Consider the following 25935-nt stretch of genomic DNA (forward strand, 5'->3'; position numbering starts at 1 on the left):
GCGTGACTGCCGCTAGCCGGTTTCGGGCCGGCAGCTTTTGGCAGCGGCGCGGAAATCGACCGCAAGGTCCGCCAGCGTGGTGCTGGCAAAGCGCGCCATCAGGATCGCTTCCGCATCCTTCAGCGCGTCGCCGATCACCCGGTTGACGGATTTCTCGACCACGCAGCCCGGCATTTCCGTGGCCGGGCCGATCTGGAAGAGGATCGGCTCCCCGAGCGCGTTGTAGATGTCGAGCAGCGAAATCTCGGCGAGCGGCTTGGCGAAATGCCAGCCGCCGCCATGGCCGCGCCCGGATTGCACGATGCCGGCCTCGCGAAGCCCGGCCATGGTGCGCCGGACGACGACGGCATTGGTGTCGAGGCAGAGCGCGAGATCGTCCGAGGTCATCGGCTCCTCGCGTTCCGCCATGTGCATGAGTGCATGAAGCACGGCGGAAAGGCGGCTGTTTCTTTTCATGTAACAATAATAGTTACGAATATCGCTGCATGTCAACACGCGCTGTCTGAAGGCATGTCAGCCGGCGTGCAGCGTCCGGTAGAGGGAAGCCGCAAAGACGAGAGCGGCCGGGATCAGCGCCGCATGCAGAATCAGGATCGCCATCAACTGTGTGCGGAACGGCTCCTTGCGGGTCTTGTGCCGCAGCAGTCGTTGCGCGGCAAAGGCGCCCAGGCTGCCGCCGAGGAGTGCGAACTGCAGCGGACGCGCTTCGGAAACGCGCCAATGGCCGTCACGCGCGGCTTCCTTGTCCCACCAGAAGACACAGAACGTCACCAGGTTGAAGAGAAGAAAAATGATGAGAAGCGTCGTCGTCGTGCCCATCGCACCCTTTTAGCCGGTCATCCTTGCGACTTGGCTAATGGCGGCGGGTCGCACCCGCTGAAAACCTTGCGCCGCCTGCCCATATGTTCTACCGAGACAGCACCGAAGACACCACAGCAAGAGCCTAAAATGACCCTCGTCGACGTCCGCACCCCCGATCCGAAACGCTTCATCCCCGGCGCCACCGGCGATTGGGAAGTCATCATCGGCATGGAGGTTCACGCCCAGGTCCTGTCCAATTCCAAGCTCTTCTCCGGCGCCTCGACGGAATTCGGCAAGGCGCCGAACGCCAACGTCTCGCTCGTCGATGCCGCCATGCCGGGCATGCTGCCGGTCATCAACGAGGAATGCGTCCGCCAGGCGGTGCGCACCGGCCTCGGCCTGAAGGCCGAGATCAACCACCGCTCGATCTTCGACCGCAAGAACTACTTCTATCCCGACCTGCCGCAGGGCTACCAGATATCGCAGTTCAAGGACCCGATCGTCGGCGAGGGCAAGATCGTCATCTCGCTCGGCCCCGATCGTCAGGGCAATTTCGAGGATATCGAGATCGGCATCGAGCGCCTGCACCTCGAGCAGGATGCCGGCAAGTCGATGCACGACCAGCACCCGACCATGTCCTATGTCGACCTCAACCGTTCGGGCGTCGCGCTGATGGAGATCGTCTCCAAGCCGGACATGCGCTCGTCGGACGAGGCCAAGGCCTATATGACGAAGCTGCGCTCCATCGTGCGCTATCTCGGCACCTGCGACGGCAACATGGACGAGGGCTCCATGCGTGCCGACGTCAACGTCTCCGTGCGCCGCCCGGGCGAAGCCTTCGGCACGCGTTGCGAGATCAAGAACGTCAACTCCATCCGCTTCATCGGCCAGGCGATCGAATACGAAGCCCGCCGCCAGATCGGCATCCTGGAGGACGGCGGCTCGATCGATCAGGAAACCCGCCTCTTCGATCCCGGCAAGGGCGAGACGCGCTCGATGCGCTCGAAGGAAGACGCGCACGACTATCGCTATTTCCCCGACCCGGACCTTCTTCCGCTGGAATTCGACAACGAATTCGTCGGCAAGCTGCTCGCCGACCTGCCGGAACTGCCTGACGACAAGAAGATCCGCTTCGTCAAGGACCTCGGCCTCTCGGTCTACGACGCCTCGGTGCTCGTTTCCGAAAAGGCGATCGCCGACTATTACGAGGCGGTTGCTGCCGGCCGCGACGGCAAGATTGCCGCCAACTGGGTCATCAACGATCTCCTGGGCGCCTTGAACAAGGACGGCAAAGCCATTGAAGAGACACCGGTTTCGCCCGATCAGCTCGGCGGCATCATCGATCTCATCAAGGACGGCACGATCTCCGGCAAGATCGCCAAGGACCTCTTCGAGATCGTCTGGAACGAGGGCGGCAACCCGGCCGAGATCGTCGAGGCGCGTGGCCTGAAGCAGGTCACGGATACTGGCGCAATCGAGAAGGCCGTGGACGAGATCATCGCCGCGAACCCCGATCAGGTCGAGAAGGTCAAGGCCAAGCCGACGCTCGCCGGCTGGTTCGTCGGCCAGGTGATGAAGGCGACCGGCGGCAAGGCCAACCCGCAGGCCGTGCAGGCCTTGGTCAAGGCCAAGCTCGGCATCGAGGACTGATCCCGATGTTTTTCGTCCGCACAGCTTCCGAGCGCGATCTGGCGAAAGTCAGCGCGCTTCTGGGCGAGACGTGGCACGCGACCTATGACGCGCTTTACGGCGCGGACAAGGTGAGCGAGATCACCGCGCGCTGGCATTCCGTGCCGGCGCTAAAGGCCCGGCTGGCGCGCAAGGACAGCGAGTTCGTCGTTGCCGACAACGGCAGGGAACTGGGCGGCATGGGTTATGCCGCCATGGCGAAGGACCGGCCGAAGACGGCGTTCCTGCATCAGCTCTACGTGCTGCCGCGCTACCAGAGGCAGGGCATCGGCCGCGACCTGTTCGCCGAGCTCGAAACCTGCTTCCCGGATGCCAATGCCATGCTGCTGGAGGTCGATCCGCGCAACGAGGCGGCCGTCGCCTTCTATGGTGCGCACGGCTTCGTCAAAGTCGGTGAGACGCAGCACACAGCGGACGGCATCTCCGGTGTGCCGCTCCATGTCTACGAGAAGCCGCTCGGCGGCTGACCGCGGCGAAAAGCCGTGGGCGAAGGCGTGGGAATCGCTGGACATTCCGGCGGTGTCGCGCCATAAGCGAAAGAAAATATCACCCGCTTCATGCGGGCGAACCATCAGTCTCGGGCCGCGCTTCCGGCATGGCCCTGCCAAGGACGCCAGCCCATGAACCTTCTCAAGCAGATTTTCACCTGGTGGAACGGTCAGACGATCGGCACCCGCTTTCACACCTGGCGCTTCGGCACGCGGGTCGGCGAGGACGAGTTCGGCAACGTCTACTACCAGGGCGGCGCCAAGGATTCCGAAGGCCGAACCCGCCGCTGGGTGATCTACAACGGTTATGCCGAAGCCTCTGCCATCCCGCCGGGCTGGCACGGTTGGATGCACCACCGCACCGACGTTTCCCCGGCCGACGAGGACTACAAGGCGCGTGAGTGGCAGAAGCCGCACCGCCAGAACCCGACCGGCACCTCGCAGGCCTACCGCCCGCCGGGCTCGCTTGCCGCAACCGGCGAACGTCCCCGCGTGACCGGCGACTATGACGCCTGGACGCCGGGTAGCTGATACCGATTTGGCCACATTTCGCCGGTAGCTGGAAGCCACCGGCGAGCGCCGGAGCGGATCGCAGGAGACGGCATTCATGACATCAGGGTTTTCACGGGCAAACGCCGGACGGCGCCTTCTTTCCGTCGCGCTTGCAGCGACGGCCGCCGGCCTTGCCATGGCGCCGGTGGCAGCAAAGGCCGCGCGCATGGAAAATCCGGTCGCGGTGTTCTCCGGCATCGACAAGATCACCGGCCGCATCACCAATTTCGACGTCTATATCGGCGAGACCGTGCAGTTCGGCGCGCTTCAGGTGACGCCGAAGGTCTGTTACAGCCGCGACGATACCGAAGCGCAGAAGGTGACGTCCTTCGTCGAGGTCGACGAGATCACGCTCGACCGCAAGATCCGCCGCATCTTCACCGGCTGGATGTTCGCAGACAGCCCCGGCCTCAACGCCGTCGAGCACGCCGTCTATGACGTGTGGCTGACGGAATGCAAGGCCAAGTCCGACGTGCCGCCGCCGGAAGACGGCGAAGCGGCGGCGCAGTAACGTTCTTCAACCCCTCAAAACGGCAGGTGCGGTGACGCCAGCGCGTTCGCCAGCATGTCCTCGTATTCGATCTTCGGCACGTCGATCGCGCCGAACGACTTCAGATGCTCGGTGGTGAACTGCGTGTCGAGCAGCCGGAAGCCGTTCGCCTTCAACCGCTCCACCAGCGCCACGAGGCAGATTTTCGAGGCATCCGTGCGCCGGGAGAACATGCTTTCCCCGAAGAAGGCCGCCCCCAAAGAGACGCCGTAGAGCCCGCCGACGAGTTTTTCGCCTTCCCAGGCTTCAACCGAATGGGCGTGGCCCATGCGATGCAGGGTGCCGTAGAGGGACCGGATCTTCTTGTTGATCCAGGTCGACGGGCGGTCCGGCGCGGCCTCGGCGCAGGCCGCGATCACCGCGTCGAAGGCGGTGTCGAACCGGATGTCGAACGGTTTCTTGCGGACCGCCTTGGCGAGACTGCGCGAGACGTGGAATTCATCGAGCGGGATGACGCCCCGCATGTCCGGCTCGACCCAGAACAGCTCCGGGTCGTCTGCCGAATCGGCCATCGGGAAAAGCCCGATGGAATAGGCGCGCAGCAACAGTTCCGGCGTTATCTCCGGGTGGCGGCTGCGACGCCCTGCCATGACCGGCGCCCCTCAGGCGTCGGTCTTGTCGGCCAGATAGTTTTCCAGCCAGTGGATGTCGTAATCGCCGTTGGCGATGTCCTGGTTGCCGATCAGGTCCTGGAAGAGCGGCAGCGTCGTCTTGATGCCGTCGATGACGAACTCATCCAGCACGCGGCGCAGGCGCATCATGCATTCGACGCGGGTGCGGCCGTGCACGATGAGCTTGCCGATCAGGCTGTCGTAGTAGGGCGGGATCTTGTAGCCCTGATAGGCGCCCGAATCGACGCGCACGCCAAGGCCGCCTGGCGCATGGAAATGCGTGATCGTTCCGGGCGAGGGAACGAAGGTGCGCGGGTCTTCGGCGTTGATGCGGCACTCGATGGCATGGCCGGAGAACACGATGTCCTCCTGCCGCACCGACAGGCCGGCGCCGGAGGCGACGCGGATCTGCTCGTGCACGAGGTCGATGCCGGTGATCGCTTCGGTGATCGGGTGCTCCACCTGCAGGCGGGTGTTCATTTCGATGAAATAGAACTCGCCGTTCTCGTAGAGGAATTCGACCGTGCCGGCGCCGCGGTATTTCAGCTTCATCATGGCGTCGGCGCAGATCTGGCCGATCTTCATGCGCTGCTCGACATTGAGCGCCGGGGAGTTGGCTTCTTCCCAGACCTTCTGGTGGCGGCGCTGCAGCGAGCAGTCGCGCTCGCCGAGATGCACCGCATTGCCCATGCCGTCGCCGACGACCTGGATTTCGATGTGGCGCGGCTTGCCGAGATACTTTTCCATGTAGACGGCATCGTTGCCGAAGGCGGCGAGCGCCTCGGAACGGGCGGTCGAGACGGCTTCCTCGAGATCGGCTTCGGATTTTGCGACCTTCATGCCACGGCCGCCGCCGCCGGCGGTGGCCTTGATGAGCACGGGAAAACCGATCTGGCGGGCGACTTCCAGCGCGTTCTCCGGCTTCACCTCGCCGTCGGAGCCGGGAACGACGGGGATGCCGAGTTCCTGCGCCGTCTGCTTGGCGGTGATCTTGTCGCCCATGATGCGGATGTGTTCGGCCGTCGGGCCGATGAAGGTGATGCCGTGCGCGTCGAGGATTTCCGCGAACTTGGCGTTCTCGGACAGGAAGCCGTAGCCCGGATGCACGGCGTCGGCGCCGGTGATCTCGCAGGCCGCGACGATCTGGTGGATGTTCAGGTAGCTTTCGCGCGACGGGGGCGGGCCGATGCATACGCTCTCGTCTGCAAGGCGCACATGCATGGCGTCGGCATCCGCCGTCGAATGCACGGCAACCGTGGCGATGCCCAGCTCCTTGCAGGCCCGAAGGACCCGAAGGGCGATTTCGCCGCGGTTGGCAATGAGGACTTTGGAGATCATGGGGGCCGCCTTATTCGATGACGATCAGCGGTTCGCCGTATTCGACCGGGCTTGCATCCGAAACGAGGATTTCGGTGACCTTGCCGGAGCGCGGCGCCGGAATCTGGTTCATCGTCTTCATGGCTTCGATGATGAGGATGGTCTGGCCTTCCTTGACGGTGGAGCCGACCTCGATGAAGGGGCGGGCGCCCGGCGCCGGGGAAAGGTAGGCGGTGCCCACCATCGGCGCGGTCACGGCGTTCTTGTTGCTGCGGGCGTCGGCGACAGGGGCGGCGGCCGTTGCGGCCGGGGCAGCGAAGGCGGGAGCCGGGGCGGCGATCGGCGCCTGGACATATTGCGGCGTGCCGGCGCGCGAGACGCGGATGCGCAGGTCGTCCTGCTCCACTTCGATCTCGGTCAGGTCCGTCTCGTTGAGGATGTTGGCGAGATCGCGGATCAAGACCTGATCGATGCCGTTTTTCTTGTCAGCCATGGAATGAGCCTCTGGTTCTTCTTATGTCGTGATGGACGAAAGCGCATGAAGCGCAAGGACATAGCTTTGCGCGCCAAAGCCGCAGATGACACCCTTGACGGCGGGTGCGATCATCGACTTGTGGCGGAATTCCTCGCGGGCATGCACGTTGGAAAGGTGCAGTTCGACCACCGGGATCTTCACGGCGCGGATGGCGTCGTGCAGGGCGATCGAGGTGTGGGTATAGGCGCCGGCATTGATGGCGACGCCGGCGGCGACATCGCCGGCCTCATGAATCCAGTCGACCAGGTCGCCTTCGTGATTGGACTGGCGGAATTCGACGGCAAATCCCAGCTTCCCGCCCTCCGCCTTGCAGAGCGCTTCGATATCGGCGAGCGTCTGGCCGCCATAGATACCGGGCTCGCGCTTGCCGAGGGCGTTCAGGTTGGGGCCGTTGAGCACGAAAAGGGTTGAAGCCATTCGTCATTCCGCATGCTGGATGGAGGATTACCTATAGACCGGCGGTTCCCGCAGGGAAAGCCCCAAGGGCAGGGGCTTTTCCGGTCGAAAGGGCTGTCCACAAGCAGCAGAGGCTGAACACGGCCAGCATGGCAGGAAGATGGCGATTGTCAGCAGGTCGCCTTGCCGCAGGAGCGCACATTGGCGATCTTCTCGCGCAGATCGTCGGCGCCGACGGCGCCGAACACCATCTCGTTGCCGAGCACGTAGGACGGCGTGCCGGTGATGCCGAGGTCGTTTGCCAGCGAATAGGCCTCGCGCACGGCGTCGTCATGCGGCTTGTCGGCCATGGTCTTGCGGATGTCCACTTCGGAGATACCCATGCCGACGGCAAGCGCGATGGCGCTCTCTTCCGTCGCGCGGCCTTCGCCGCCGAGCAAGGTCCGGTGGAATTCGCCGTACTTTTCCGGCGAAAGGTCGCGCACGGCGGCGCTCACCTTGTGGGCGGCGAGCGAATCGGGGCCGAGGATCGGCAGTTCCTTCAGCACGAAGCGGACGTTCTTGTCTTCCTTCAGGATATCGTCCATGTCGGAGAGCGCGCGCTTGCAGTAGCCGCAATTGTAGTCGAAGAACTCGACGATGGTGACGTCGCCCTTCGGGTTGCCGAGCGCGATGTCGTAGGGCGAGGAGAAGATCGCCTTCTCGTTGTCGGTGATGGCCGACTGGGCCTTGGCCTGCTGCTGGGCTTCCTGCTTCTTCTGCAGCGCCTCCTGCACGTCAACAAGGATTTCCGGGTTCTCGACGAGATATTCCTTGATGAACTCGCCGATCTCCTTCTTCTGCGCATCGTCGAGGGCGAGGGCCGGAAGGGGGGCTGCGACCGCGATGGTGAGAGCGACGGTGGCCGCGAGCTTCGTCTTGAATGTCATGTCTGTCCTGTCCTCGTCGTGATGCGCCGCTGAAGTGCCATTGGCAGCGCCCGCGCGTCAATGCGCCTGCGGTCGCTTTCAACGACCTTATGGTCGCTCCCGCGCAAACGATAGGGCAAAAGCGGCGGATTTTCGGCCCTCGCGGGATTGTGAAGGGGCAAGTCTTGCGGCAGGAAGGCACAACGAAGAACTGGAAGCAAAGCCCATGAAACTCTCCCGCCGCGGCGCCGTCGAACCCTTCCACGCCATGGACGTGCTCGCCGAAGCGACGAAACGGCGGGCGACGGGTCGGCCGGTCATTTCCATGGCCGTCGGCCAGCCGGTGCACCCCGCGCCGGACGCCGCCCGTAAGGCGGCCCGCCGGGCCCTGGAGATCGGCCGCATCGGCTATACGGATGCGCTCGGCCTCATTTCCCTCCGTCGCGCCATTTCGGATTTTTACCGGGAGCATCACGGGGTTTCGGTCGATCCGGGCCGCATCGCCATCACGACGGGCTCCTCCGCCGGCTTCAACCTCGCCTTTCTCGCGCTGTTCGACGCCGGCGACCGCGTCGCCATCGCGCGTCCCGGCTATCCCGCCTATCGCAACATCCTCGCCGCGCTTGGCATCGAGACGGTGGAAATCGAGGTGAGCGCCGAAAACGGCTTCACGCTGACGCCGGAGGCCCTGGAGACGGCTGCAGCCACTCATGGACGCATCGACGGCGTGCTGCTGGCAAGCCCCGCCAATCCGACCGGCACCGTCACCGGCCGGGCCAGACTTGCGGCGCTCTCAAACTATTGCCGGGAGAACGGCATCGCCTTCATCTCCGACGAGATCTATCACGGCCTCACCTTCGTCGGCGAGGAGGCGACGGCGCTGGAATTCGGCGACGAGGCTGTCATCATCAATTCCTTCTCGAAATACTATTGCATGACCGGCTGGCGGATCGGCTGGATGGTGCTGCCGGAGGCGCTGGTGCGCCCGGTCGAGCGCATCGCCCAGAGCCTCTACATCTCCGCGCCGGAACTCTCGCAGATCGCGGCGGAAGCGGCGCTCGGGGCAGAGGCGGAGCTCAACGTCTACCGTGACGCCTACCGCGTGAACCGCGACTTCCTCGTCAAGCGCCTGCCGGAACTCGGCTTTTCCATCGCCTCGCCGATGGATGGTGCCTTCTATGCCTATGTGGATGTCAGCCGGTTCACCAATGACAGCATGGCCTTTGCCCGCCGCATGCTGGCCGAGACCGATGTCGCGGCGACACCCGGCATCGACTTCGACCCGAAGGACGGCCACCACACGATGCGCTTCTCCTATGCCGGCGCCTTCGAGGAGATGAGCGAGGCGGTCGACCGCCTCGAAGCCTGGCTCGCCTGATTGCGAAAAACGATTCCGTTCCAGGACCTTGAGGCCGGAAACGGAATCGGAGTTTCAGGAACCTGAATCCCTTTCTCAGGCCCGGTTGATCGAAACGCCGCCATCGACCAGCATCGCCGTGCCGGTGGTGAAGCTGGAGGCGTCCGAGCAGAGGAAGAGCGCGGCTTCGGCGATTTCCTCCGGCTCGGCGATGCGCTTGAAGGCATTGAGCCCGGCAACGAATTGCCGCGCTTCCGGCGTGTTCGCCACGTCCCGGCCCATCGGCGTATCCGTCGCGCCCGGCAGCAGGGCGTTCACGCGGATGCCCTTGGGGCCATATTCCGAGGCGAGCACCTGCACGAGGCCGACAAGACCGGACTTCGACGCCGCATAGGCGGCAAGCCCCGGAAATCCCGCCGTATAGCCGACGAAGGTCGAGGTGAAGACGATGCTGCCGCCGCCGCGCGCCTCCATGGCCGGCAACTGGTATTTGGCCGCGAGAAAGCCGCTGGTCAGGTTGATGCCAAGCACTTCCTGCCATTCCTCCATGGAAAGGTCCGGCAGGGCGCCGACCGGCCCGGTCGTGCCGGCATTGTTGAAGGCAATGTCGAGGCCGCCGAATTCCTTCTGCGCGGTCGCGATCAGGGCCTGGTGATGGGCTTCCTCGCTGACGTCGCCGGGAACGGCGATGGACATTCCGCCTTCCGAGCGAATCTCTTCCGCAACCGCATCGAGCCGTTCGCGTCCGCGGGCTGAAAGAACGAGTTTTGCCCCCTGCCGGGCAAAGAGCAGGGCGGCGGCCCGACCGATGCCGGAGCTTGCACCGGTGACGATGGCGACCTTGTTGTCAAGACGGGTCATGAGGTCTTTCCCTTACTGGTTTCCGACGACGCGGATGTCGCAGAAGGGCGCAGGCGGAACCACCCGATTCCCGCTTGCCAAGAAAAAGGCCCGGTCGAACCGGGCCTTCTCAATTTCCTGACTATGAGCGGGCTTTTTAGAAGAAGCCGCGGCGCTGCCACCAGCCGCCCTTCTTGGGCTTTTCGGCGTCGTCTTCGGGCGCGGCTTCCTTGGCCGTCGAGGACTTCACCACCGGCTGCGACGCGATCTTGGAGATGTCGCGGTTGGCGCGGACCGGCTTGGCCGGCTCCTCGAGATCGGCGGATGCCTGCTCGACTTCCGGTTCGGCCGGCGTGGCGTTCTCTTCGACGGCAACCGGAGCTGGCTGCGCTTCGATCTCGCTGCGGGCGGCCTCGTCGGTCGCGGCTTCTTCCACGACCTTTGCGCGGCTGCGGCGGGCACGCTTCGGCTTTGCCGGCGCTTCCTCGGCAACGGCTTCGACGGGTGCTTCCTCGGCAGCGGCAGCCACTTCGGCAACCTCGACCTCGACAGCCACTACCTCTTCGGCAGCATCGCCCTCTTCGGCATCGCCGTCCGCCTCGTCGCCCTCGGCGCCGGCTTCGACCGAGCCATCCTCGGGACGATTGCGGCGGCCACCGCGCTTGCCGCGACGGCGGCGCTTGCGGCGCTGCTCGGCGGTCTCGTCGGCCTGGGCCTGCGTTTCTTCCGCGCCCTCGTCGCCTTCGGCATCGTCGTCGTCGAGCGCGTCTTCGTCACCCGGCTGCTCGCCGCCGAAGGAGGCGGTGTCAGTGCCTTCGCCATTCTCGCGGCCACGACCACGGCGACGGCGGCGACGCTTGCGCTTGTTGCGGCCGTTCTCGTCGGAGGTGGAAGCGGACGGCGCGCTCTGAGCGGCGGCGGCCGGACGGGCTTCGTCCTCTTCCTCGTCGATCTCGTCCTCGATCACGACGTCGTCGTCTTCCGGTTCCGGCTCGAAATGCAGGATCTGCTCGATCTTGACCGGGTTCTCGACGGCTTCGCCGCGGTCGATCGCAAAATGCTGCGCACCGACATGGGCATCCGCCTCGATGATGATCTGGACGCCGAAGCGGCCTTCATAGTCGATGATCGTGCCGCGCTTGTGGTTGAGCAGGTAGAGCGCGATGTCGGGCGTCGTGCGCACGACGATGTTGTGCGTCGTGTTCTTGAGGAGGTACTCCTCGATGCCGCGCAGGACGTGCAGCGCGACCGACGACTGCGAGCGGATATGGCCCGTGCCGTTGCAGTGCGGGCAGGTCTGCATGGTCGATTCGAGGACCGAGGCGCGGATACGCTGGCGCGACATTTCGAGCAGGCCGAAATGCGAGATGCGGCCGACCTGGATGCGCGCGCGATCGTTCTTGAGGTGGTCCTTCAGGCGCTTCTCGACGGAGCGGTTGTTGCGCTTCTCCTCCATGTCGATGAAGTCGATGACGACGAGGCCGGCAAGGTCGCGGAGGCGAAGCTGGCGCGCCACTTCCTCGGCGGCTTCCAGGTTCGTCTGCAGCGCGGTCTCCTCGATGGAGTGCTCGCGCGTCGAGCGGCCGGAGTTGACGTCGATCGAGACGAGCGCCTCGGTCTGGTTGATGATGATGTAGCCGCCGGACTTCAGCGTCACCTGCGGCTGCAGCATGCGGTCGAGCTGGGCTTCGATGCCCGAGCGCGAGAAGATCGGATGCACGTCGCGATAGGGCTGGACGACCTTCGCGTGGCTCGGCATCAGCATCTTCATGAAGGCTTTCGCCTCCTTGTAGCCTTCCTCGCCGGCAACGACGATCTCGCTGATGTCTTTGTTGTAGAGGTCGCGGATCGAGCGCTTGATGAGCGAGCCTTCCTCGTAGACGAGGCAGGGTGCGGTGGAGGCGAGCGTCAGCGTGCGCACGTTCTCCCACAGGCGCATCAGGTATTCGAAGTCGCGCTTGACCTCGACGCGGGTGCGGTTGGCGCCGGCGGTGCGCAGGATCACGCCCATGCCCTGCGGAACCTCGAGGTCGCGGGCGATCTCCTTCAGGCGCTTGCGGTCCTGCAGGTTGGTGATCTTGCGGGAAATGCCGCCGCCGCGCGCCGTGTTCGGCATCAGGACGGAATAGCGGCCGGCGAGCGACAGGTAGGTGGTCAGCGCCGCGCCCTTGTTGCCGCGCTCTTCCTTGGCGACCTGCACGAGCAGGATCTGGCGGCGCTTGATGACTTCCTGGATACGGTACTGCTTGCGCGGCTTGCGCTGGACGCGGTCCGGAACCTCTTCCATGGCGTCTTCGGCGCCGACGGATTCGATGACTTCTTTCTCTTCGCCGTTGTGATCGTCGTCATCGTCGTCGTCATCGCGGCGACGACGACCGCGCGAGCGCTCGGCCGGCTCGGAAACCTCGTCGGTGTCGACGGCCATCGCCATCGCGCCGCCGGGCGTCTCGTCGTCGCTGCCTTCGGCAGGGGCGGCGGCTTCTTCGGCGGCCGGGACGTCCTCGGTCTTCGCCTTGGCCTTGCGGGTGCGGCGCGGCTTCTTCGGCTTTTCGGCCGGGGCCTCTTCCGCAGCAAGGTCCGCGGAGGCCTCGACGACCTCGGCTTCCGCGACGGCTTCGACCGGGGTCTCTTCGACGGCGGCGACGGCTTCGGCATCGATCTCGGCCGGCGCATCCTTCTCGTCGGACGCGCGGGTACCCGTTTCGATGGGCTCGATGTCGTCGTCGCGGCGATGCTCCTCGGCCTCGGCCCTCAGCAGGGCCTGACGGTCGGCGAGCGGAATCTGGTAGTAGTCCGGGTGGATTTCGGCGAAGGCCAGGAAGCCGTGGCGGTTGCCGCCGTAATCGACAAAGGCCGCCTGGAGCGACGGTTCGACGCGCGTGACCTTGGCAAGGTAGATATTGCCGCGGATCTGTTTCTTGTGTTCGGATTCGAAGTCGAATTCTTCTATGCGGTTTCCGCGTACGACAACGACGCGCGTCTCCTCAGCGTGAGACGCGTCGATAAGCATTTTTTCTGCCATGTAGATTGAGCTCCTCGGCGCAACCGCAATCCTGACGGCGAACTGTTCCCTGAAAGGGAAGTGCCGGGGGAGGAGAGGGATGCGCCGGATAAGTAAGTTCCCGTTAGGCTCCGGTGAGGGGTAAGCGGACGGAGGAAGGTCGGTACGCGAGCGTCCCGGTGCCTGTTACCCTCTGATAAAATCCGCTGCGACAACATCAACGTCCAACGAGAATGCCTGTGCCATAGACCAAAACGGTCCGATGAAATTGCCCTTGGGGAAGGGCGAGTGGTGGAAATCCACCTTGACTGTTCCGGCCACCGCCGGTTTACGCGATCTAGTCGGCCGGGAAAAAGCAGCGCGACGGCGGATGAAGGCCCGGTTCGGCGCCAAGGTCCCGTAGGGGGTGGCTGCCTGCTCTAAGCGATTCTATCCCGTCTATTCTTTTTCCCTGATTTTGCTTTTATGGCGGATATGTCACAATGGCAAGGGAAAAGCCCGAAGCGCCATAATCTTGATGGATTTGCCGGCTGTGTGCATCGTTGCGTCGGCGCGGCCTTACGGCAAGCTTTGGTTAACCATATGAGGGCATCTATGAAGCTCGTCCTGCACCGCATCGCGCGGTTTCCACGCGTTTGAACGGACTGCGAGTGGTGATGCTACGCCTTCTGACCGAAAAGATCCTCTCTGTCGCTGCAGCCGCGCTTGTCGCCGTGCTCAGCCTTTCGGTCGTGACGCCGGCCTTCGCCGTGTCCGCTTCGGCCGCGCCGCTGCTCGCCTTCGGCGCCCGCATCGCCGGCGACGACGCCCGAACGCGCCTCGTCATCGATTTCGACCGCAAGCCGGACTTCAAGGTCCACTACGTCGCAAATCCCTACCGCGTCCTCATCGACCTGCCCGAGACGGCTTTCGGCATCAAGGCGGAGGAATTCGAGGCGCGCGGCATCTTCTCCGACATCCGCTACGGCACCATGGCCGCCGGCCGCTCGCGCATCGTGCTGACGGCGTCGCGTCCCGTCGGCGTGGTGCTTGCCAAGGTTCAGGAAGAGCAGGGGGGCGCAAGCTACCGCCTCGTTATCGATACGGCCATCGTCACCGACAAGGCATTCCAGGGCCAGATGGAAAAGCAGAGCTGGCAGGAGGCCTCGGCACCTGCGACGGCGGAGACGCCGGCGCTGCTGCCGGGCAGCCGCGCGGACGGGCCCTTCGTCATCGCGGTGGACGCCGGCCACGGCGGCATCGACAACGGCGCGCGCGGCGGCGTTACGAAGACCGAGGAAAAGAACGTCACGCTCGCCTTCGCCCGCCAGCTGGCCGAGGCGCTGAACAAGCTGCCCGGCACGCGCGCCGTCCTGACCCGCGAAAAGGACGAATTCCTCTCGCTCTCGCAACGCGTGCAGTTCGCCCGCAACGAAGGCGCCAATCTCCTCATTTCCATTCACGCCGATACGCTGAAGCAGAAGGATATCCGCGGCGCGACGGTCTACACGATCTCCGACAAGGCCTCCGACAGCCTTGCGGCGAACCTTGCCGAACGCGAGAACCTCTCCGACCAGATCGCCGGCATTTCCTTTGCGGACGAACCGGCCGAAGTCGCCGACATCCTGCTGGACCTGACGCGCCGCGAGACGCAGGCCTTCTCCATCAACCTTGCGCAGAGCGTCGTCAGCACCTTCAAGAACGAGGTGCTGCTGATCAACAATCCGCATCGCCATGCCGGCTTCCGCGTGCTGACCGCGCCGGACGTGCCTTCGATCCTGCTCGAACTCGGCTTCATGTCGAACAAGGACGACGAGCAGCTTCTGATCGATCCGGCCTGGCAGAAGAAGGTTGCCGGCCTCATTGCCAAGGCGGTGGACGAATATCGCACCACCGTCGTCGCGAACGGCGGTTAAGCTTGTCCGGCGATGCCGGGAGCGCATGGGCGCGGGACGTGCTAGTGTCGCCTGTGCCGGAAAAGTGACATCGGCCGCCATTGTGCGGTGGCGAAGCCGCAAGGCATGCTGTAAGCCCTATTTTCCTCACATTCCGATCGCTACAGGGATCGGTAAAATGGGGCGACTCGTCTTCGGACAAGCTGGGCGCAGCGGCCGGAATGGCCCGCGGCAATACAGGCCGGGCAACGATCTGCCCGATGAAATTATAAGCATAAGGCATCGGTAACTGGCTCATGATCAGACTGATTGGATATTTCTTCGGGATTGGCGCCGTGTTCTTCCTCGGCGTGGCGGCTGTGGTCGCGCTCTATCTCGGAAGTGTCACCAAGGATCTTCCCGATTATGAAGTGCTGAACAGCTATGCGCCGCCGGTGACGACGCGCATGCATGCCGGCAACGGCGCGCTGATGGCCGAATATGCCCGCGAACGCCGCCTCTACCTGCCGATCCAGGCGATTCCCGACCGCGTGAAGGCCGCCTTCCTCTCGGCGGAAGACAAGAACTTCTACCAGCATCCCGGCGTGGACGTGACGGGCCTCTTCCGCGCCATCGTCGTCAACCTGCAGAACATGGGTTCCGGTCGCCGCCCGGTCGGCGCATCGACGATCACGCAGCAGGTCGCCAAGAACTTCCTGCTCTCCTCCGACCAGACGATCGACCGCAAGGTGAAGGAGGCGATCCTCTCCTTCCGCATCGAGCAGGCCTATTCCAAGGACCGCATTCTCGAGCTCTACCTCAACGAGATCTTCTTCGGCCTGAACTCCTACGGCATCGCCGGCGCGGCGCTCACCTATTTCGACAAGTCCGTCACCGAGCTGACGGTCGCCGAGACCGCCTATCTCGCCGCCCTGCCGAAGGGCCCGTCGAACTACCATCCCTTCCGCCGCACGGAAGCTGCCATCGAACGCCGCAACTGGGTCATCGACCGCATGGTCGAGAACGGTTACGTCACCCAGAGCGACGGCGCGGAGGCCAAGGCCCAGCCGCTCGGCGTGACGCCGCGCCACCGCGGCACCTATCTCTTCGCCTCGGACTATTTCTCCGAAGAAGTCCGTCGGCAGATCATCGAGCGCTACGGCGACAACGCGCTTTACGAGGGCGGCCTGTCCGTGCGCACGTCGCTCGATCCGCGCATCCAGATCGCCGCGCGCAAGGCCCTGCAGCGCGGCCTGCTGACCTATGACGAGCGCCGCGGCTTCCATGGCCCGATCAAGACCATCGAGATCGGCGGCGACTGGGGCGTGGAGCTTGCCAAGATCGATTCGCTTTCCGACGTGCCGGAATGGAAGCTTTCCGTCGTGCTCGCCGTCGACGAGGGCGGCGCCGATATCGGCCTCCAGCCGCGCAAGGAGGCGTCGGGCAAGGTCGTCGAGGAGCGGGTCACCGGCCGCATCGAGGCCAAGAACATGAACTGGGCCTATCGCTCAGCCAAGGGCGACCGCAAGACGGCGAAATCGCCGGCCGGCGTCTTCAATGTCGGCGATGTAGTCTATGTCGAACCGATGGAAGGCGGCACCTATCGCCTGCGCCAGCCGCCGAAGGTGCAGGGCGGCCTTGTCGCCATGGACCCGCATACCGGCCGCGTGCTCGCCATGGTCGGCGGCTTCTCCTACGGCCAGTCGGAATTCAACCGCGCAACGCAGGCGATGCGCCAGCCGGGCTCCTCCTTCAAGCCGTTCGTCTACGCGGCGGCTCTCGACAACGGCTATACGCCCGCCTCGGTCATCATGGATGCGCCGATCGAGATCGTCGCCGGCGGCCAGGTCTGGCGCCCGCAGAACTACGGCGGCGGCGCGGCCGGTCCCTCGACGCTGCGCCTCGGCATCGAGCGCTCGCGCAACCTGATGACCGTGCGCCTTGCCAACGACATGGGCATGAACCTCGTCGCCGAATATGCCGAGCGTTTCGGCATCTACGACAAGATGTATCCGGTGCTGTCCATGTCGCTCGGCTCGGGCGAGACGACCGTGCTGCGCATGGTCTCGGCCTATGCCGTGCTCGCCAATGGCGGCAAGCAGATCAAGCCTTCGCTGATCGACCGCATCCAGGACCGCTACGGCAAGACGATCTTCCGCCACGAAGAGCGTACCTGCGAGAACTGCAACGCCAACGACTGGGAAAAGCAGGAAGAGCCGACGCTGGTCGACAACCGCGAACAGGTTCTGGACCCGATGACCGCCTACCAGATCACCTCGATGATGGAAGGCGTCGTCACCCGCGGTACCGCGGCCGGCAAGATCAAGCTCGACCGTCCCACGGCCGGCAAGACCGGCACGACGAACGACGAGAAGGACGCCTGGTTCGTCGGCTATACGCCCGATCTCGTCGCCGGCCTCTATATCGGCTTCGACAACCCGGCGCCGCTCGGCCGTGGCGCCACCGGCGGCTCGCTCTCCGCCCCGATCTTCAACGAATTCATGCAGGCGGCGCTGGAAGGCACGCGCCCGACGAAGTTCATCGTGCCCGAGGGCATGCAGTTCATCGCCGTCAACCGCAAGACCGGCATGCAGGCCAATGAGGGCGATCCGGACACGATCATGGAGGCCTTCAAGCCCGGCACCGGCCCGGCCGACGTCTTCTCGGTCATCGGCGGCGAGGAATTCGCGACACCAGAGGAAATCCTCAAGAGCTCGCCGCAGGCGAACCAGGCGGTGAGCGGCGGCAGCGGCGGCCTGTTCTGATCGGACGGCATGCTTTTGGAGGGCGGGCGCGGGGCTTTACATCCGCGCCCGCCCTCTCTATTTCGGGGCCAACGAAACAGCATCGAAGAAACGGACATGCGCGCGGAAATCGAGAACATCGTCGACGAGATCAAGCAGGCCATAAGCCTGCTGAGGAGGCATCTTTGACTGGGATCAGGCGCTGAGACGACTGGACTGGTTGAACAACAAGGCAGAGGACCCGACCCTCTGGAACGATGCCCAGGAGGCTCAGAAGCTGATGCGCGAGCGCCAGCAGCTGGACGAGGGCATCAGTGGCGTAAAAGCCATCGAGCAGCAGCTCAAGGACAATATAGAACTCATCGAACTCGGTGAGGAGGAAGGCGACGCCGCGATCGTCAAGGAAGCCGAGGATGCGCTGAAGGCCGTCAAGGTGGAGGCCGCGCGCAAGCAGGTCGAAGCCATGCTTTCCGGCGAGGCCGACGCCAACGACACCTATCTCGAAGTGCATTCCGGCGCTGGTGGCACGGAAAGCCAGGACTGGGCGAACATGCTTCTGCGCATGTACACTCGCTGGGCGGAGCGCTCGGGCTTCAAGGTGGAGCTGCTGGAAGTCCATGACGGCGAAGAAGCGGGCATCAAGTCCGCGACGCTCCTCGTCAAGGGGCACAACGCCTATGGCTGGCTGAAGACCGAATCGGGCGTGCACCGTCTCGTCCGCATCTCGCCCTATGACAGCAATGCGCGGCGCCACACCTCGTTCTCGTCGATCTGGGTTTATCCGGTCGTCGACGAATCGATCAACATCGAGGTCAACGAGAGCGACTGCCGCATCGACACCTACCGTTCGTCGGGCGCCGGCGGCCAGCACGTCAACACGACCGACTCGGCCGTGCGCATCACGCACATCCCGACCGGCATCGTCGTCGCCTGCCAGCAGGAGCGTTCGCAGCACAAGAACCGCGCCAAGGCCTGGGACATGCTCCGTGCCCGTCTCTACGAAGCAGAGCTGAAGAAGCGCGAGGAAGCCGCCAACGCCGAAGCCGCCTCGAAGACGGATATCGGCTGGGGCCACCAGATCCGCTCCTACGTCCTCCAGCCCTACCAGCTGGTCAAGGACATGCGCACGGGCGTCGAAAGCACGGCGCCGTCGGACGTTCTCGACGGCGAGCTCAACGAGTTCATGGAAGCCGCGCTTGCCCACCGCGTGAACGGCGGTGCCGACGCCGTCGTTGACGACCTGAACTAAGGTTGGCGCGAAATGCTATTGGGGAACGGGCGCTTCGGCGCCCGTTTTCAGTTGGTGGCGCGCTCGATCTTGATCTCGCCGAGGTCGTCGATCAGCACCGTCCAGCTTTCGGGTTCCGCCGCCTTCGGATCCGTCTTCAGGTAGACCGTGGCGAAGAGGCCCGGCTGGGTGGTGATCCCGGTCGAATTTTCCGGGCGGATGTCCGTGATATAGGGCTTCATCGCCGAAAACTCGTCCAGCACGGCGGAAGACGCGATCTTCGGACCGTCGGCGGTCGCCTCGATCTGCTGGAGATGGACCTGTGCTGTGCCGTCCGGCTGGCGCACGGCGATGAGCTTGTAGTAGCCGCGGCGTGAAGTCGCCGGTTCGGCCGTTTCCGGCTTGGCGGTAGCCGTGTCCTGCTGCGTGTCGTCCTCGGCCGGTTCTTCCCAGAAGCCGGTGCTCACCACGAAGGTGATCGTTTCCGAAACGGGGGAGGCATCCTCTGCAAAGGCCGGCCCGCCGGCTATGATGAGGAAGGCGAGGGCGCTGGCAAGCATGGGCCGTTTCATGGCGAACTCCTGTCCGGATGGGTCGCGGCATCAATAATCGAATTGTTCGGCAAGAATCCGGTCGGACCAGGAATGATCCGGGTCGGAGAGGATGCGCGCCGAAAGCCCCACCGATTCGGCGATGCGCACAGACGTCACGGACTTGACCTCGGTATTGTCGGCCACCGCGTTGACGGGCCGCTTTTCGGCTTCCAGCACCTCGATCTCCACCGTCACCTTGTTCGGCAGCAGCGCGCCGCGCCAGCGGCGGGGCCGGAACGGGCTGACCGGGGTGAGCGCGAGAAGCGGAGCCTCCAGCGGCAGGATGGGGCCGTGGGCGGAAAGGTTGTAGGCCGTGGAACCGGCGGGCGTCGCCAGAAGCAGGCCGTCGCAGATCAGTTCCTCCAGCCGCATGCGCCCGTCGATGCTGACCCGCAGTTTCGCCGCCTGGTAGGACTGGCGGAAAAGGTACACTTCGTTGATCGCCAGCGCCCGCCGTTCCTGTCCGCTCGCATCGCTCGTCACCATTTCGAGCGGCCGGAAGGCGTTTTCCACCGCATGCTCGATCCGCGCCTCGAGATCCTGCGTCTCGTAGCGGTTCATCAGGAAGCCGATGGAGCCCCGGTTCATGCCGTAGACGCGTTTGCCGGTATTCATCGTCGTGTGCAGCGTCTGCAGCATGAAGCCGTCGCCGCCGAGCGCCACGATCACATCGGCCTCTTCCGGATCGGCATTGCCGTAGATGGCGATCAGCTCGTTGCGCGCTTCCTGCGCTTCGCTCGCCTGCGAGGCGACGAAGGAGAGGGAGGTGAATTTACGCGTCATGCCCTGATCCCGCATCCTCGCTGCAAGCCCGGAACATTTCCGCTTTTCTCCGAATCGCGAAAACGCCCTGTCTTTTGTTTTTACGCAATTCCGGCCGCAAAACCGCTACGCGATTTGCTGGAATTGCCCTAGCCCACGGCGGGCCGGTCTTTGTCGCATGCCTTTACGGCACGCGCATCTGAAAAATATGACAATGGCGGGATGGGCGGCAGCGGCGCGATCGCACTCAGGATTTCCGGCCGCCCGTCTGCGCGTCGAGGCTTTTGAGCGCGGCCTGGCCGGCGACGGCCGCCTGCAAGGCATTGGGGAAGGGGCCGTTTAACGGATAGGTCACGCCGTAATGGGTCAAGGCGAAATAATAGTGCCCGTTGCGCCCCTTCTCCACCGTGACCTTCGAGACAGGTTCCTTGCCCGCCGTTTCCTTGTCTGCCGCCACGTCCGTTCCTCCCGCAAGATCGCTCCGCGCCGCCGCCGGCCCTGTCGCCGGCATCCCGGCACGAAACGGGATTGATGATGCCGCAAGGGCATCGTTGAGCTATAGACGCCTATAGGCCAGTCGGCCCCGAACGGCAATGCGCCGTCATGTGGGAGCGGCCGCCTTCCGATTGATGATTAGCTATCCAGGGAGAATGGCCCGCGTCAGGGTTCGCAACCGCACCGCGGATCGGCCCGGCGCCGTTCCATCACGAGCGTCGCGATGGCAAGTCGTTCCTCAACCGCATCGCGTTCCGCGATCAGCGTGCGCAAGGCTTCCAGCGCATCGCCATCATGAAGGGCGAGGATTTCGACCGCTTCCTTGCGGTCCGTCTCGTCCGTGCGTCGCAGCGCCGGCATCATTGCAGCCGCAGCTCCAGTTGCTTCTTGCTCTTCAGGACATAGAGCGGCTTGGCAGAGGCTGCGGCCTTGCGCTGAAGTTCAAGACGGTTCTGCATCTGCCGTTCGCGCAGGGACCGGCAGGCTTCGAGAATGGCATTTCCGCGTTCCAGAGCATCGTTCTGCATCGTTGCGTCCTCCGAATGTTCTCTTTATGTTCCGTTTTGCGTGAACAGTCAAGAAGCAGATCGAGAACGAGATTCAAGGCTGAGGAACCGGAGCAGGGCGCGCTTCGTGTGGTTTTTCGCCGCCGAAATCTGCAACGCCATCAATGTGTTGCACCATACGGCGTGATCACGAAGCCGTGAAAAAAGCGACGGCAATGAAACTCTCGTCGCGCCTCGGTCGTTACGACACCGGAAGTAACCCATGGAAGGAATTGAAAAATGACCAGCTCCATCAAGGCACTTTTTGCATCCGCTCTCTTCGCCGCTTCCGTTCTCGGCGGCTCGCAGGCCCTGGCCGCCGGTGACGGCGAGTATTATCAGGGCGTAACCCCGCCCATGGCCGACGGCATGAACCATGCCCAGTCCGCTGAAGGCGACGGTGTCGATCTGTTCTCGACGCAGAGCATCAACAAGCCCGACGAGGGCGCCGACCCGACCAGCGGGGAAATCAGCCCTGCCGACGGCGACTATTACCAGGGTACCGAAGAGCAGCGCTAGTTCCGGCTCTCGGTTCCAATACTGGATGAACAAAGAGCGGACGCCTCGGGCGTTCGCTTTTTTATGGAATAAATAAACCTCCACCTACGGTGGAGGACTGGACTGGTTCTACATTGTCGTTGAGAGACCTCCGCGCTTGGACCGCTAGATTGGCCGAGACATAGAACGGAGGTTTTATGGACGAACGATCGCAATCACACGCGACGTGGGACTGCAAATATCATGTGGTCTTCGCGAGTAAGTACCGAACGAAGCGCCTTTACGGGGACGTAAGGCGTGAGTTGGGTGATCTGCTGCATAATCTTGCTCGACAAAAGGGATGCGAGATCAGGGAAGGGCACTTGATGCCCGACCATGTGCACATGCTGATATCGATCCCGCCGAAATACTCGGTGTCTTCGATTGTCGGCTTTTTGAAAGGCAAGACGGCCCTTTACGTGGCCAACAAATATGCCCGCAAGCGGCGCTACAAGGGCTATCACTTTTGGGCGCGTGGGTACTTCGTCTCTACGGCTGGCTATGATGAGCAGGTCGTCAGACGTTATATCCGTAATCAGGAAAAGGCCGACAAAGCTTCCGACTTTGCCGACCTCTTTAACCGTAGCTACTAACACATAGCAAAACCGCTTCTAGCGGTTCAAGCGCAGCGTTTCAAACCTCCACCTCTGGTGGAGGTCATGACTTGTATGGGGAATGGGGCGCCGGAAACGGCGCTGTCAGCCTACCGAAGATATGGAAATGGTGCCCCCAGCACGACTCGAACGCGCGACCCCCTGATTACAAATCAGGTGCTCTACCAACTGAGCTATAAGGGCACTCTGCGAGGGAGTTAGCATATTCTCCGCCGCTGTAAAGCAAAAAGGGCGTTTCAGATCGACCAGTTGCTGTCGGAGGCCGCCCTGGGGACGATTTCCTGGCAGCGTTCCATCGAGCGCGGCAGGTTTTCGGCCAAGTGGTCGATGAGGGCGCGAACGGCAGGCAGCATGCCGTGGCGCGAGGTGAAGACGGCGTGCACGGCCGATTCGGCGCTCGTCCAGTCCGGCAGAACCGGCGTCAGCAGGCCGCTGCGAAAACCGCGCTCGACAATCATGTCCGGCAGCAGGCCGAGGCCGACGCCCTCGATCGTCGCCCGCTCCAGCACGCTGAAATCCGAGCAGGTCAGCACCGGCGAATGGGAGACGTCGTGCACCTCGCCATTGGCGTGGTACAGCGTCCAGATGGCGCGTGGGTTGTTTTCCTGCATGGAGAGCGTTGGCACGCGGCCGATCGTGTCGAGATCGATCGGGCCGTAGCGCTCGAGAAAGCGCGGGCTTGCCGCGAGATAGCGCCGCGTGCCGCCGAAGCGGCGCACGATCAGCGATTGGTCGGTATCGTAGCTGTCGCGCACGCGCAGCGCGACGTCGATCCGTTCCTCGATGAGATCGACCGGCCGGCCGGTGGTGAGGATGGAGAGGCGCACCAGCGGAAAGCGCTTCATGAAGCCGGGCAGGATATCGGCCACGACAGGCGCGAAGCCCGGCGGCATCGACAGGCGGACGGTGCCCGCCGGCTCGGCCTTGGCGACGGCGACGACGGCTTCGGCCGCCTCCACGCCTGACAGCACCGCCTCGCAGCGCTCGTAGAAGGACTGGCCGATATCGGTGACGGCGAGTTTGCGGGTCGAGCGTTCGATGAGCCGCACGCCGAGCTGCTCCTCCAGCGCCGCGATCCGCTTGCTGATCTTCGATTTCGGCACGGAGAGCGCATGGGCCGCCGCCGTAAAACCCTTGTGCCGCACGACGGCGGCGTAGAGTGCGAGATCGTTCAGGTCCTGCATGGTGTCTCTCCGATGGATGCCTGATTTATTGTTTCCCATTTGAAACGGTCAATTGGATTTTTGCTGTCTAATCACGCGATTGTTTTCGGAACATATGTGTTGCACCCAATTCAAGCAAAGGTGTTGACCCATGAACGTTCTCCATATCGACTCCGGCATCCTCGGAGACCATTCCGTATCCCGCCGCCTGACCGCGGCCGTCGTCGCCCAGATCAAGGCCGAGCAGCCGGGCGCCACGGTGACCTATCGCGATCTCGTCGCAAGCCCGCTGCCGCATCTTTCCGGCGCCCACCTGATGGCGGCCAATGCCAAGCCGGAAGACGTCGATGCCAGGATCGCGGCCGACGTCGCCGAGAGCCAGGTCGTCCTCGACGAATTCCTCTCTGCCGACACCATCATCCTCGGCGTGCCCATGTACAATTTCTCCCTGCCCAGCCAGCTCAAGGCCTGGATCGACCGCGTCGCCGTCGCCGGCAAGACGTTCCGCTATACGGCCGAAGGGCCGGAAGGCCTTGCCAAGGGCAAGAAGGTCATTATCGTTTCTACCCGCGGCGGCCACTACAGCGCCGGCCCAGCGGCTGCAATGGACCACCAGGAGAGCTACCTGAAGGTCGTGCTCGGCTTCTTCGGCATCACGGATGTGGAAGTGGTGCGCGCGGAGGGCCTGAACCTCAGCGCCGATTCGAAGGTCGAAGCCATTTCCGAAGCTGAGCGCACCATTTCGGGCCGGGCCAACCTGCGGCTCGTCGGCTGACGATAAACTCCGAAACGCAAAGGCCCGCCGGCTGAAACCGGCGGGCCTTTGCGTTTTTCCGTGCCGGCGGTTCAGCCGAAGAGATGGCGGTGCGTGGCGTAGAGCGCGATGGCGGCCGCATTGGAGACGTTGAGCGACTTGATCGCGCCGGGCATGTCGAGACGGGCGAGCGCCTTGCAGGTGGCGCGCGTCTTCTGCCTTAGGCCCTTGCCTTCCGCGCCCATGACGAGCGCGATGCGCTGGCCGGACAGCGTTCCCTCCAGCGGCGCCGGCCCTTCCGAATCAAGGCCGATCGTCACGAAGCCGAGCTTGTGCAACTCTTCCAGCGCATCGGAAAGGTTGGTGATCTGGACATAGGGGATGAGTTCAAGCGCGCCGGAGGCGGTCTTGGCGAGCACGCCCGATTCGGTCGGCGAATGGCGCTGCGTGGTGATGACCGCGCCGGCATTGAAGGCGACGGCCGAGCGCATGATGGCGCCGACATTGTGCGGGTCCGTGACCTGATCGAGCACCAGAAGCAGCGGGCTGTCCTTCAGCGCCTCGAGCCGGCGCACCGGCAGCGGGCGCGTTTCCAGCATCACGCCCTGGTGGATGGCGTCCGCGCCGAGGACCTTGTCGAGATCGGAGGGAAGCACGGTCTCGACCGGGTAGGGCAGCGTCGAGAAATCCGGCAGCTCCAGCCGCTGGGCGGCATTCAGGCTCACCGAGAGCTTGATGATCTTGCGCTCGGGATTGTCGAGCGCCGCGCGCACGGTGTGCAGGCCATAAAGATAGACCTGGTCCGGGGCGAGGGTGGGCGGCTTCCAGCCTTCCGCCGGCTTGCGGCGGCGGTCGTCCTTCGGCGTCGGGATCTCGCCGCGCTCGCGCTTCTGGTCGCGGTGCGCCCGGCGCAGGTTGGCGTAATGGGTGTCTTTTGCGGACTTGCCGCCGGTGTCATCTTTGCTCATGCGGCCATATAAAGCATGTCGTGCGAAAGTGTGCAGGGGATTTGCGATAAAGGCGGGTGAAATTCGAAAGCCTGCCGGCTGCATGCGGTCACTCCGACAGGACCGGCGCGTCATGAACGGCTTGCGTCCGGCATTTGGGGACGATGACGTTTTTCGCAATTTTTTCCGTGACGTCGTGTTGACAGGACGAATTGTGCCCGTCATATACGCCGCCAGATCGAAGGCGCCGCCGAGAGGCACTGCCCGCCGGTCGACACTGGTCGCATGATCCCGACGGAATATGGAGGGATGCCCGAGTGGTTAAAGGGGACGGACTGTAAATCCGTTGGCTCAGCCTACGTTGGTTCAAATCCAACTCCCTCCACCATTCCGTTGCTTCGGATCATGACCACCCCGCGGGTATAGCTCAATGGTAGAGCAGCAGCCTTCCAAGCTGAATACGCGGGTTCGATTCCCGCTACCCGCTCCAATATTTCAATAATTTACGAAACCTGGTGCCACTTGCGCCTTCAGCGCCGGCTGTTCGCGCCTGCACTCGCATTTTCGGGATGCCGCCGCGGCTGGCCCTTGATCCACCTCGTAATCCATGCCTCTATTCAACCTTGAATGGGCGAGGGGCTTCGACGTGCAGGCT

The 25935-nt window shown here is 63.8% G+C and carries 27 protein-coding genes and 3 tRNA genes; 13 read left to right on the forward strand and 17 right to left on the reverse strand.

Translation table 11 applies throughout. The annotated features are described in order from the left end of the window. Positions 1-12: 12 nt before the first annotated feature. Positions 13-456 carry an Rrf2 family transcriptional regulator gene (locus tag Q9316_RS07370; protein WP_306034562.1) on the reverse strand — a complete coding sequence of 148 codons (444 nt, stop codon included), beginning with the start codon at positions 454-456 and terminating at the stop codon, positions 13-15. Between the two features lie 57 nt (positions 457-513). Further along, complete coding sequence (locus Q9316_RS07375) at positions 514-819, reverse strand: DUF1294 domain-containing protein (RefSeq protein ID WP_306034563.1); 306 nt, start codon at positions 817-819, stop codon at positions 514-516. Positions 820-948: 129 nt separating this feature from the next. Between Q9316_RS07375 and gatB the strand changes: the two genes are divergently transcribed. The 4 genes from gatB (at position 949) to Q9316_RS07395 (ending at position 4041) form a co-directional block, all read left to right on the forward strand. Then, positions 949-2451, forward strand: coding sequence for an Asp-tRNA(Asn)/Glu-tRNA(Gln) amidotransferase subunit GatB (gene gatB / locus Q9316_RS07380; protein WP_306034564.1), 1503 nt, complete (start codon positions 949-951; stop codon positions 2449-2451). Between the two features lie 5 nt (positions 2452-2456). Then, positions 2457-2957 (forward strand): GNAT family N-acetyltransferase, encoded by a 501-nt coding sequence (locus Q9316_RS07385; RefSeq protein ID WP_306034565.1) that lies wholly within the window; start codon positions 2457-2459, stop codon positions 2955-2957. A 153-nt stretch (positions 2958-3110) separates the two neighbouring features. Continuing rightward, entirely contained in the window at positions 3111-3509 is a 399-nt protein-coding gene (locus Q9316_RS07390) for an NADH:ubiquinone oxidoreductase subunit NDUFA12 (RefSeq protein WP_306034566.1), read from the forward strand. Between the two features lie 76 nt (positions 3510-3585). After that, entirely contained in the window at positions 3586-4041 is a 456-nt protein-coding gene (locus tag Q9316_RS07395) for a DUF2155 domain-containing protein (protein ID WP_306034567.1), read from the forward strand. Between the two features lie 14 nt (positions 4042-4055). On the opposite strand, the gene aat is transcribed toward Q9316_RS07395, so the two are convergent. The 5 genes from aat to Q9316_RS07420 form a co-directional block, all read right to left on the reverse strand. Next, positions 4056-4670 carry a leucyl/phenylalanyl-tRNA--protein transferase gene (aat, locus tag Q9316_RS07400; protein ID WP_306034568.1) on the reverse strand — a complete coding sequence of 205 codons (615 nt, stop codon included), beginning with the start codon at positions 4668-4670 and terminating at the stop codon, positions 4056-4058. 12 nt (positions 4671-4682) lie between these two features. Continuing rightward, positions 4683-6029, reverse strand: coding sequence for an acetyl-CoA carboxylase biotin carboxylase subunit (gene accC / locus Q9316_RS07405; RefSeq protein WP_306034569.1), 1347 nt, complete (start codon positions 6027-6029; stop codon positions 4683-4685). A 10-nt stretch (positions 6030-6039) separates the two neighbouring features. Then, positions 6040-6501 (reverse strand): acetyl-CoA carboxylase biotin carboxyl carrier protein, encoded by a 462-nt coding sequence (gene accB, locus Q9316_RS07410; protein ID WP_306034570.1) that lies wholly within the window; start codon positions 6499-6501, stop codon positions 6040-6042. A 21-nt stretch (positions 6502-6522) separates the two neighbouring features. Next, positions 6523-6960: a type II 3-dehydroquinate dehydratase gene (gene aroQ / locus Q9316_RS07415; protein WP_306034571.1), complete on the reverse strand. Its 438-nt coding sequence runs from the start codon at positions 6958-6960 to the stop codon at positions 6523-6525. Positions 6961-7109: 149 nt separating this feature from the next. Continuing rightward, a complete protein-coding gene (locus tag Q9316_RS07420) occupies positions 7110-7868 on the reverse strand; it encodes a DsbA family protein (protein WP_306034572.1) in 759 nt (252 codons plus the stop codon). A gap of 205 nt (positions 7869-8073) precedes the next feature. On the opposite strand from Q9316_RS07420, the gene Q9316_RS07425 reads away from it, so the two are divergent. After that, complete coding sequence (locus tag Q9316_RS07425; RefSeq protein WP_306034573.1) at positions 8074-9225, forward strand: pyridoxal phosphate-dependent aminotransferase; 1152 nt, start codon at positions 8074-8076, stop codon at positions 9223-9225. A 75-nt stretch (positions 9226-9300) separates the two neighbouring features. On the opposite strand, the gene Q9316_RS07430 is transcribed toward Q9316_RS07425, so the two are convergent. Then, entirely contained in the window at positions 9301-10065 is a 765-nt protein-coding gene (locus Q9316_RS07430) for an SDR family oxidoreductase (RefSeq protein ID WP_306034574.1), read from the reverse strand. A 136-nt stretch (positions 10066-10201) separates the two neighbouring features. Further along, positions 10202-13066: an Rne/Rng family ribonuclease gene (locus Q9316_RS07435; RefSeq protein WP_306034575.1), complete on the reverse strand. Its 2865-nt coding sequence runs from the start codon at positions 13064-13066 to the stop codon at positions 10202-10204. A 635-nt stretch (positions 13067-13701) separates the two neighbouring features. Here Q9316_RS07435 and Q9316_RS07440 point away from each other — a divergent pair. The 3 genes from Q9316_RS07440 (at position 13702) to prfB (ending at position 18891) form a co-directional block, all read left to right on the forward strand. Further along, positions 13702-14940 carry an N-acetylmuramoyl-L-alanine amidase gene (locus Q9316_RS07440; RefSeq protein WP_306035241.1) on the forward strand — a complete coding sequence of 413 codons (1239 nt, stop codon included), beginning with the start codon at positions 13702-13704 and terminating at the stop codon, positions 14938-14940. 275 nt (positions 14941-15215) lie between these two features. Beyond that, positions 15216-17663 (forward strand): penicillin-binding protein 1A, encoded by a 2448-nt coding sequence (locus Q9316_RS07445; protein ID WP_306034576.1) that lies wholly within the window; start codon positions 15216-15218, stop codon positions 17661-17663. Positions 17664-17759: 96 nt separating this feature from the next. Beyond that, positions 17760-18891 (forward strand): peptide chain release factor 2 gene (gene prfB, locus Q9316_RS07450; protein ID WP_306034577.1). Its coding sequence is split into 2 segments (ribosomal slippage): positions 17760-17828 and positions 17830-18891, totalling 1131 coding nucleotides; the frame shifts between segments, so codons are not numbered across the junction. A gap of 47 nt (positions 18892-18938) precedes the next feature. Here the strand turns inward: prfB and Q9316_RS07455 are convergent. The 5 genes from Q9316_RS07455 to Q9316_RS07475 all read right to left on the reverse strand — a co-directional run bounded on the left by Q9316_RS07455 (position 18939) and on the right by Q9316_RS07475 (position 21247). Further along, positions 18939-19442 carry a hypothetical protein gene (locus Q9316_RS07455; RefSeq protein WP_306034578.1) on the reverse strand — a complete coding sequence of 168 codons (504 nt, stop codon included), beginning with the start codon at positions 19440-19442 and terminating at the stop codon, positions 18939-18941. Positions 19443-19472: 30 nt separating this feature from the next. Beyond that, positions 19473-20246, reverse strand: a complete 774-nt coding sequence (locus tag Q9316_RS07460; protein WP_306034579.1) for an NAD kinase — start codon at positions 20244-20246, stop codon at positions 19473-19475. A 226-nt stretch (positions 20247-20472) separates the two neighbouring features. Then, positions 20473-20682: a hypothetical protein gene (locus Q9316_RS07465; RefSeq protein ID WP_306034580.1), complete on the reverse strand. Its 210-nt coding sequence runs from the start codon at positions 20680-20682 to the stop codon at positions 20473-20475. Between the two features lie 203 nt (positions 20683-20885). Then, entirely contained in the window at positions 20886-21083 is a 198-nt protein-coding gene (locus Q9316_RS07470; RefSeq protein WP_306034581.1) for a hypothetical protein, read from the reverse strand. Beyond that, positions 21080-21247, reverse strand: coding sequence for a hypothetical protein (locus Q9316_RS07475; RefSeq protein WP_306034582.1), 168 nt, complete (start codon positions 21245-21247; stop codon positions 21080-21082). The genes Q9316_RS07470 and Q9316_RS07475 overlap by 4 nt, the downstream gene beginning before the upstream one ends. A gap of 258 nt (positions 21248-21505) precedes the next feature. Here Q9316_RS07475 and Q9316_RS07480 point away from each other — a divergent pair, with 258 nt between their 5' ends. Next, entirely contained in the window at positions 21506-21784 is a 279-nt protein-coding gene (locus tag Q9316_RS07480) for a hypothetical protein (protein WP_306034583.1), read from the forward strand. Positions 21785-21960: 176 nt separating this feature from the next. Then, positions 21961-22395, forward strand: a complete 435-nt coding sequence (gene tnpA, locus Q9316_RS07485) for an IS200/IS605 family transposase (protein WP_306031944.1) — start codon at positions 21961-21963, stop codon at positions 22393-22395. 128 nt (positions 22396-22523) lie between these two features. Here tnpA and Q9316_RS07490 read toward each other — a convergent pair. Beyond that, positions 22524-22599: transfer RNA gene (locus Q9316_RS07490), tRNA-Thr, on the reverse strand. Between the two features lie 53 nt (positions 22600-22652). Then, positions 22653-23600 (reverse strand): LysR family transcriptional regulator, encoded by a 948-nt coding sequence (locus Q9316_RS07495; RefSeq protein ID WP_306034584.1) that lies wholly within the window; start codon positions 23598-23600, stop codon positions 22653-22655. Between the two features lie 130 nt (positions 23601-23730). Between Q9316_RS07495 and Q9316_RS07500 the strand changes: the two genes are divergently transcribed. Further along, a complete protein-coding gene (locus tag Q9316_RS07500) occupies positions 23731-24354 on the forward strand; it encodes an FMN-dependent NADH-azoreductase (RefSeq protein WP_306034585.1) in 624 nt (207 codons plus the stop codon). A gap of 71 nt (positions 24355-24425) precedes the next feature. On the opposite strand, the gene rlmB is transcribed toward Q9316_RS07500, so the two are convergent. Beyond that, positions 24426-25301 (reverse strand): 23S rRNA (guanosine(2251)-2'-O)-methyltransferase RlmB, encoded by an 876-nt coding sequence (rlmB, locus tag Q9316_RS07505; protein WP_306034586.1) that lies wholly within the window; start codon positions 25299-25301, stop codon positions 24426-24428. A 282-nt stretch (positions 25302-25583) separates the two neighbouring features. Here rlmB and Q9316_RS07510 point away from each other — a divergent pair. Both Q9316_RS07510 and Q9316_RS07515 read left to right on the forward strand, forming a co-directional pair. Beyond that, positions 25584-25668 (forward strand) — tRNA-Tyr (locus Q9316_RS07510). Positions 25669-25696: 28 nt separating this feature from the next. Beyond that, positions 25697-25770, forward strand: a tRNA-Gly gene (locus tag Q9316_RS07515). Positions 25771-25935: the final 165 nt, after the last annotated feature.

Origin of the sequence: Shinella zoogloeoides (genome assembly GCF_030733845.1) — a bacterium.
In the GTDB taxonomy this organism is placed as follows: Bacteria; Pseudomonadota; Alphaproteobacteria; order Rhizobiales; family Rhizobiaceae; genus Shinella; species Shinella zoogloeoides_C.

Coding starts and splice junctions, on each gene's coding strand:
- Q9316_RS07460 (WP_306034579.1), bottom strand. CDS start 20,246: ATGACGCGTAAATTCACCTCCCTCTCCTTCGTCGCCTCGCAGGCGAGC.
- Q9316_RS07390 (WP_306034566.1), top strand. CDS start 3,111: ATGAACCTTCTCAAGCAGATTTTCACCTGGTGGAACGGTCAGACGATC.
- accC (WP_306034569.1), bottom strand. CDS start 6,029: ATGATCTCCAAAGTCCTCATTGCCAACCGCGGCGAAATCGCCCTTCGG.
- Q9316_RS07470 (WP_306034581.1), bottom strand. CDS start 21,083: ATGATGCCGGCGCTGCGACGCACGGACGAGACGGACCGCAAGGAAGCG.
- Q9316_RS07440 (WP_306035241.1), top strand. CDS start 13,702: ATGCTACGCCTTCTGACCGAAAAGATCCTCTCTGTCGCTGCAGCCGCG.
- rlmB (WP_306034586.1), bottom strand. CDS start 25,301: ATGAGCAAAGATGACACCGGCGGCAAGTCCGCAAAAGACACCCATTAC.
- Q9316_RS07370 (WP_306034562.1), bottom strand. CDS start 456: ATGAAAAGAAACAGCCGCCTTTCCGCCGTGCTTCATGCACTCATGCAC.
- Q9316_RS07385 (WP_306034565.1), top strand. CDS start 2,457: ATGTTTTTCGTCCGCACAGCTTCCGAGCGCGATCTGGCGAAAGTCAGC.
- Q9316_RS07445 (WP_306034576.1), top strand. CDS start 15,216: ATGATCAGACTGATTGGATATTTCTTCGGGATTGGCGCCGTGTTCTTC.
- Q9316_RS07480 (WP_306034583.1), top strand. CDS start 21,506: ATGACCAGCTCCATCAAGGCACTTTTTGCATCCGCTCTCTTCGCCGCT.
- tnpA (WP_306031944.1), top strand. CDS start 21,961: ATGGACGAACGATCGCAATCACACGCGACGTGGGACTGCAAATATCAT.
- Q9316_RS07375 (WP_306034563.1), bottom strand. CDS start 819: ATGGGCACGACGACGACGCTTCTCATCATTTTTCTTCTCTTCAACCTG.
- aat (WP_306034568.1), bottom strand. CDS start 4,670: ATGGCAGGGCGTCGCAGCCGCCACCCGGAGATAACGCCGGAACTGTTG.
- Q9316_RS07495 (WP_306034584.1), bottom strand. CDS start 23,600: ATGCAGGACCTGAACGATCTCGCACTCTACGCCGCCGTCGTGCGGCAC.
- Q9316_RS07435 (WP_306034575.1), bottom strand. CDS start 13,066: ATGGCAGAAAAAATGCTTATCGACGCGTCTCACGCTGAGGAGACGCGC.
- Q9316_RS07455 (WP_306034578.1), bottom strand. CDS start 19,442: ATGAAACGGCCCATGCTTGCCAGCGCCCTCGCCTTCCTCATCATAGCC.
- Q9316_RS07475 (WP_306034582.1), bottom strand. CDS start 21,247: ATGCAGAACGATGCTCTGGAACGCGGAAATGCCATTCTCGAAGCCTGC.
- Q9316_RS07425 (WP_306034573.1), top strand. CDS start 8,074: ATGAAACTCTCCCGCCGCGGCGCCGTCGAACCCTTCCACGCCATGGAC.
- Q9316_RS07395 (WP_306034567.1), top strand. CDS start 3,586: ATGACATCAGGGTTTTCACGGGCAAACGCCGGACGGCGCCTTCTTTCC.
- gatB (WP_306034564.1), top strand. CDS start 949: ATGACCCTCGTCGACGTCCGCACCCCCGATCCGAAACGCTTCATCCCC.
- Q9316_RS07430 (WP_306034574.1), bottom strand. CDS start 10,065: ATGACCCGTCTTGACAACAAGGTCGCCATCGTCACCGGTGCAAGCTCC.
- aroQ (WP_306034571.1), bottom strand. CDS start 6,960: ATGGCTTCAACCCTTTTCGTGCTCAACGGCCCCAACCTGAACGCCCTC.
- Q9316_RS07420 (WP_306034572.1), bottom strand. CDS start 7,868: ATGACATTCAAGACGAAGCTCGCGGCCACCGTCGCTCTCACCATCGCG.
- accB (WP_306034570.1), bottom strand. CDS start 6,501: ATGGCTGACAAGAAAAACGGCATCGATCAGGTCTTGATCCGCGATCTC.
- Q9316_RS07500 (WP_306034585.1), top strand. CDS start 23,731: ATGAACGTTCTCCATATCGACTCCGGCATCCTCGGAGACCATTCCGTA.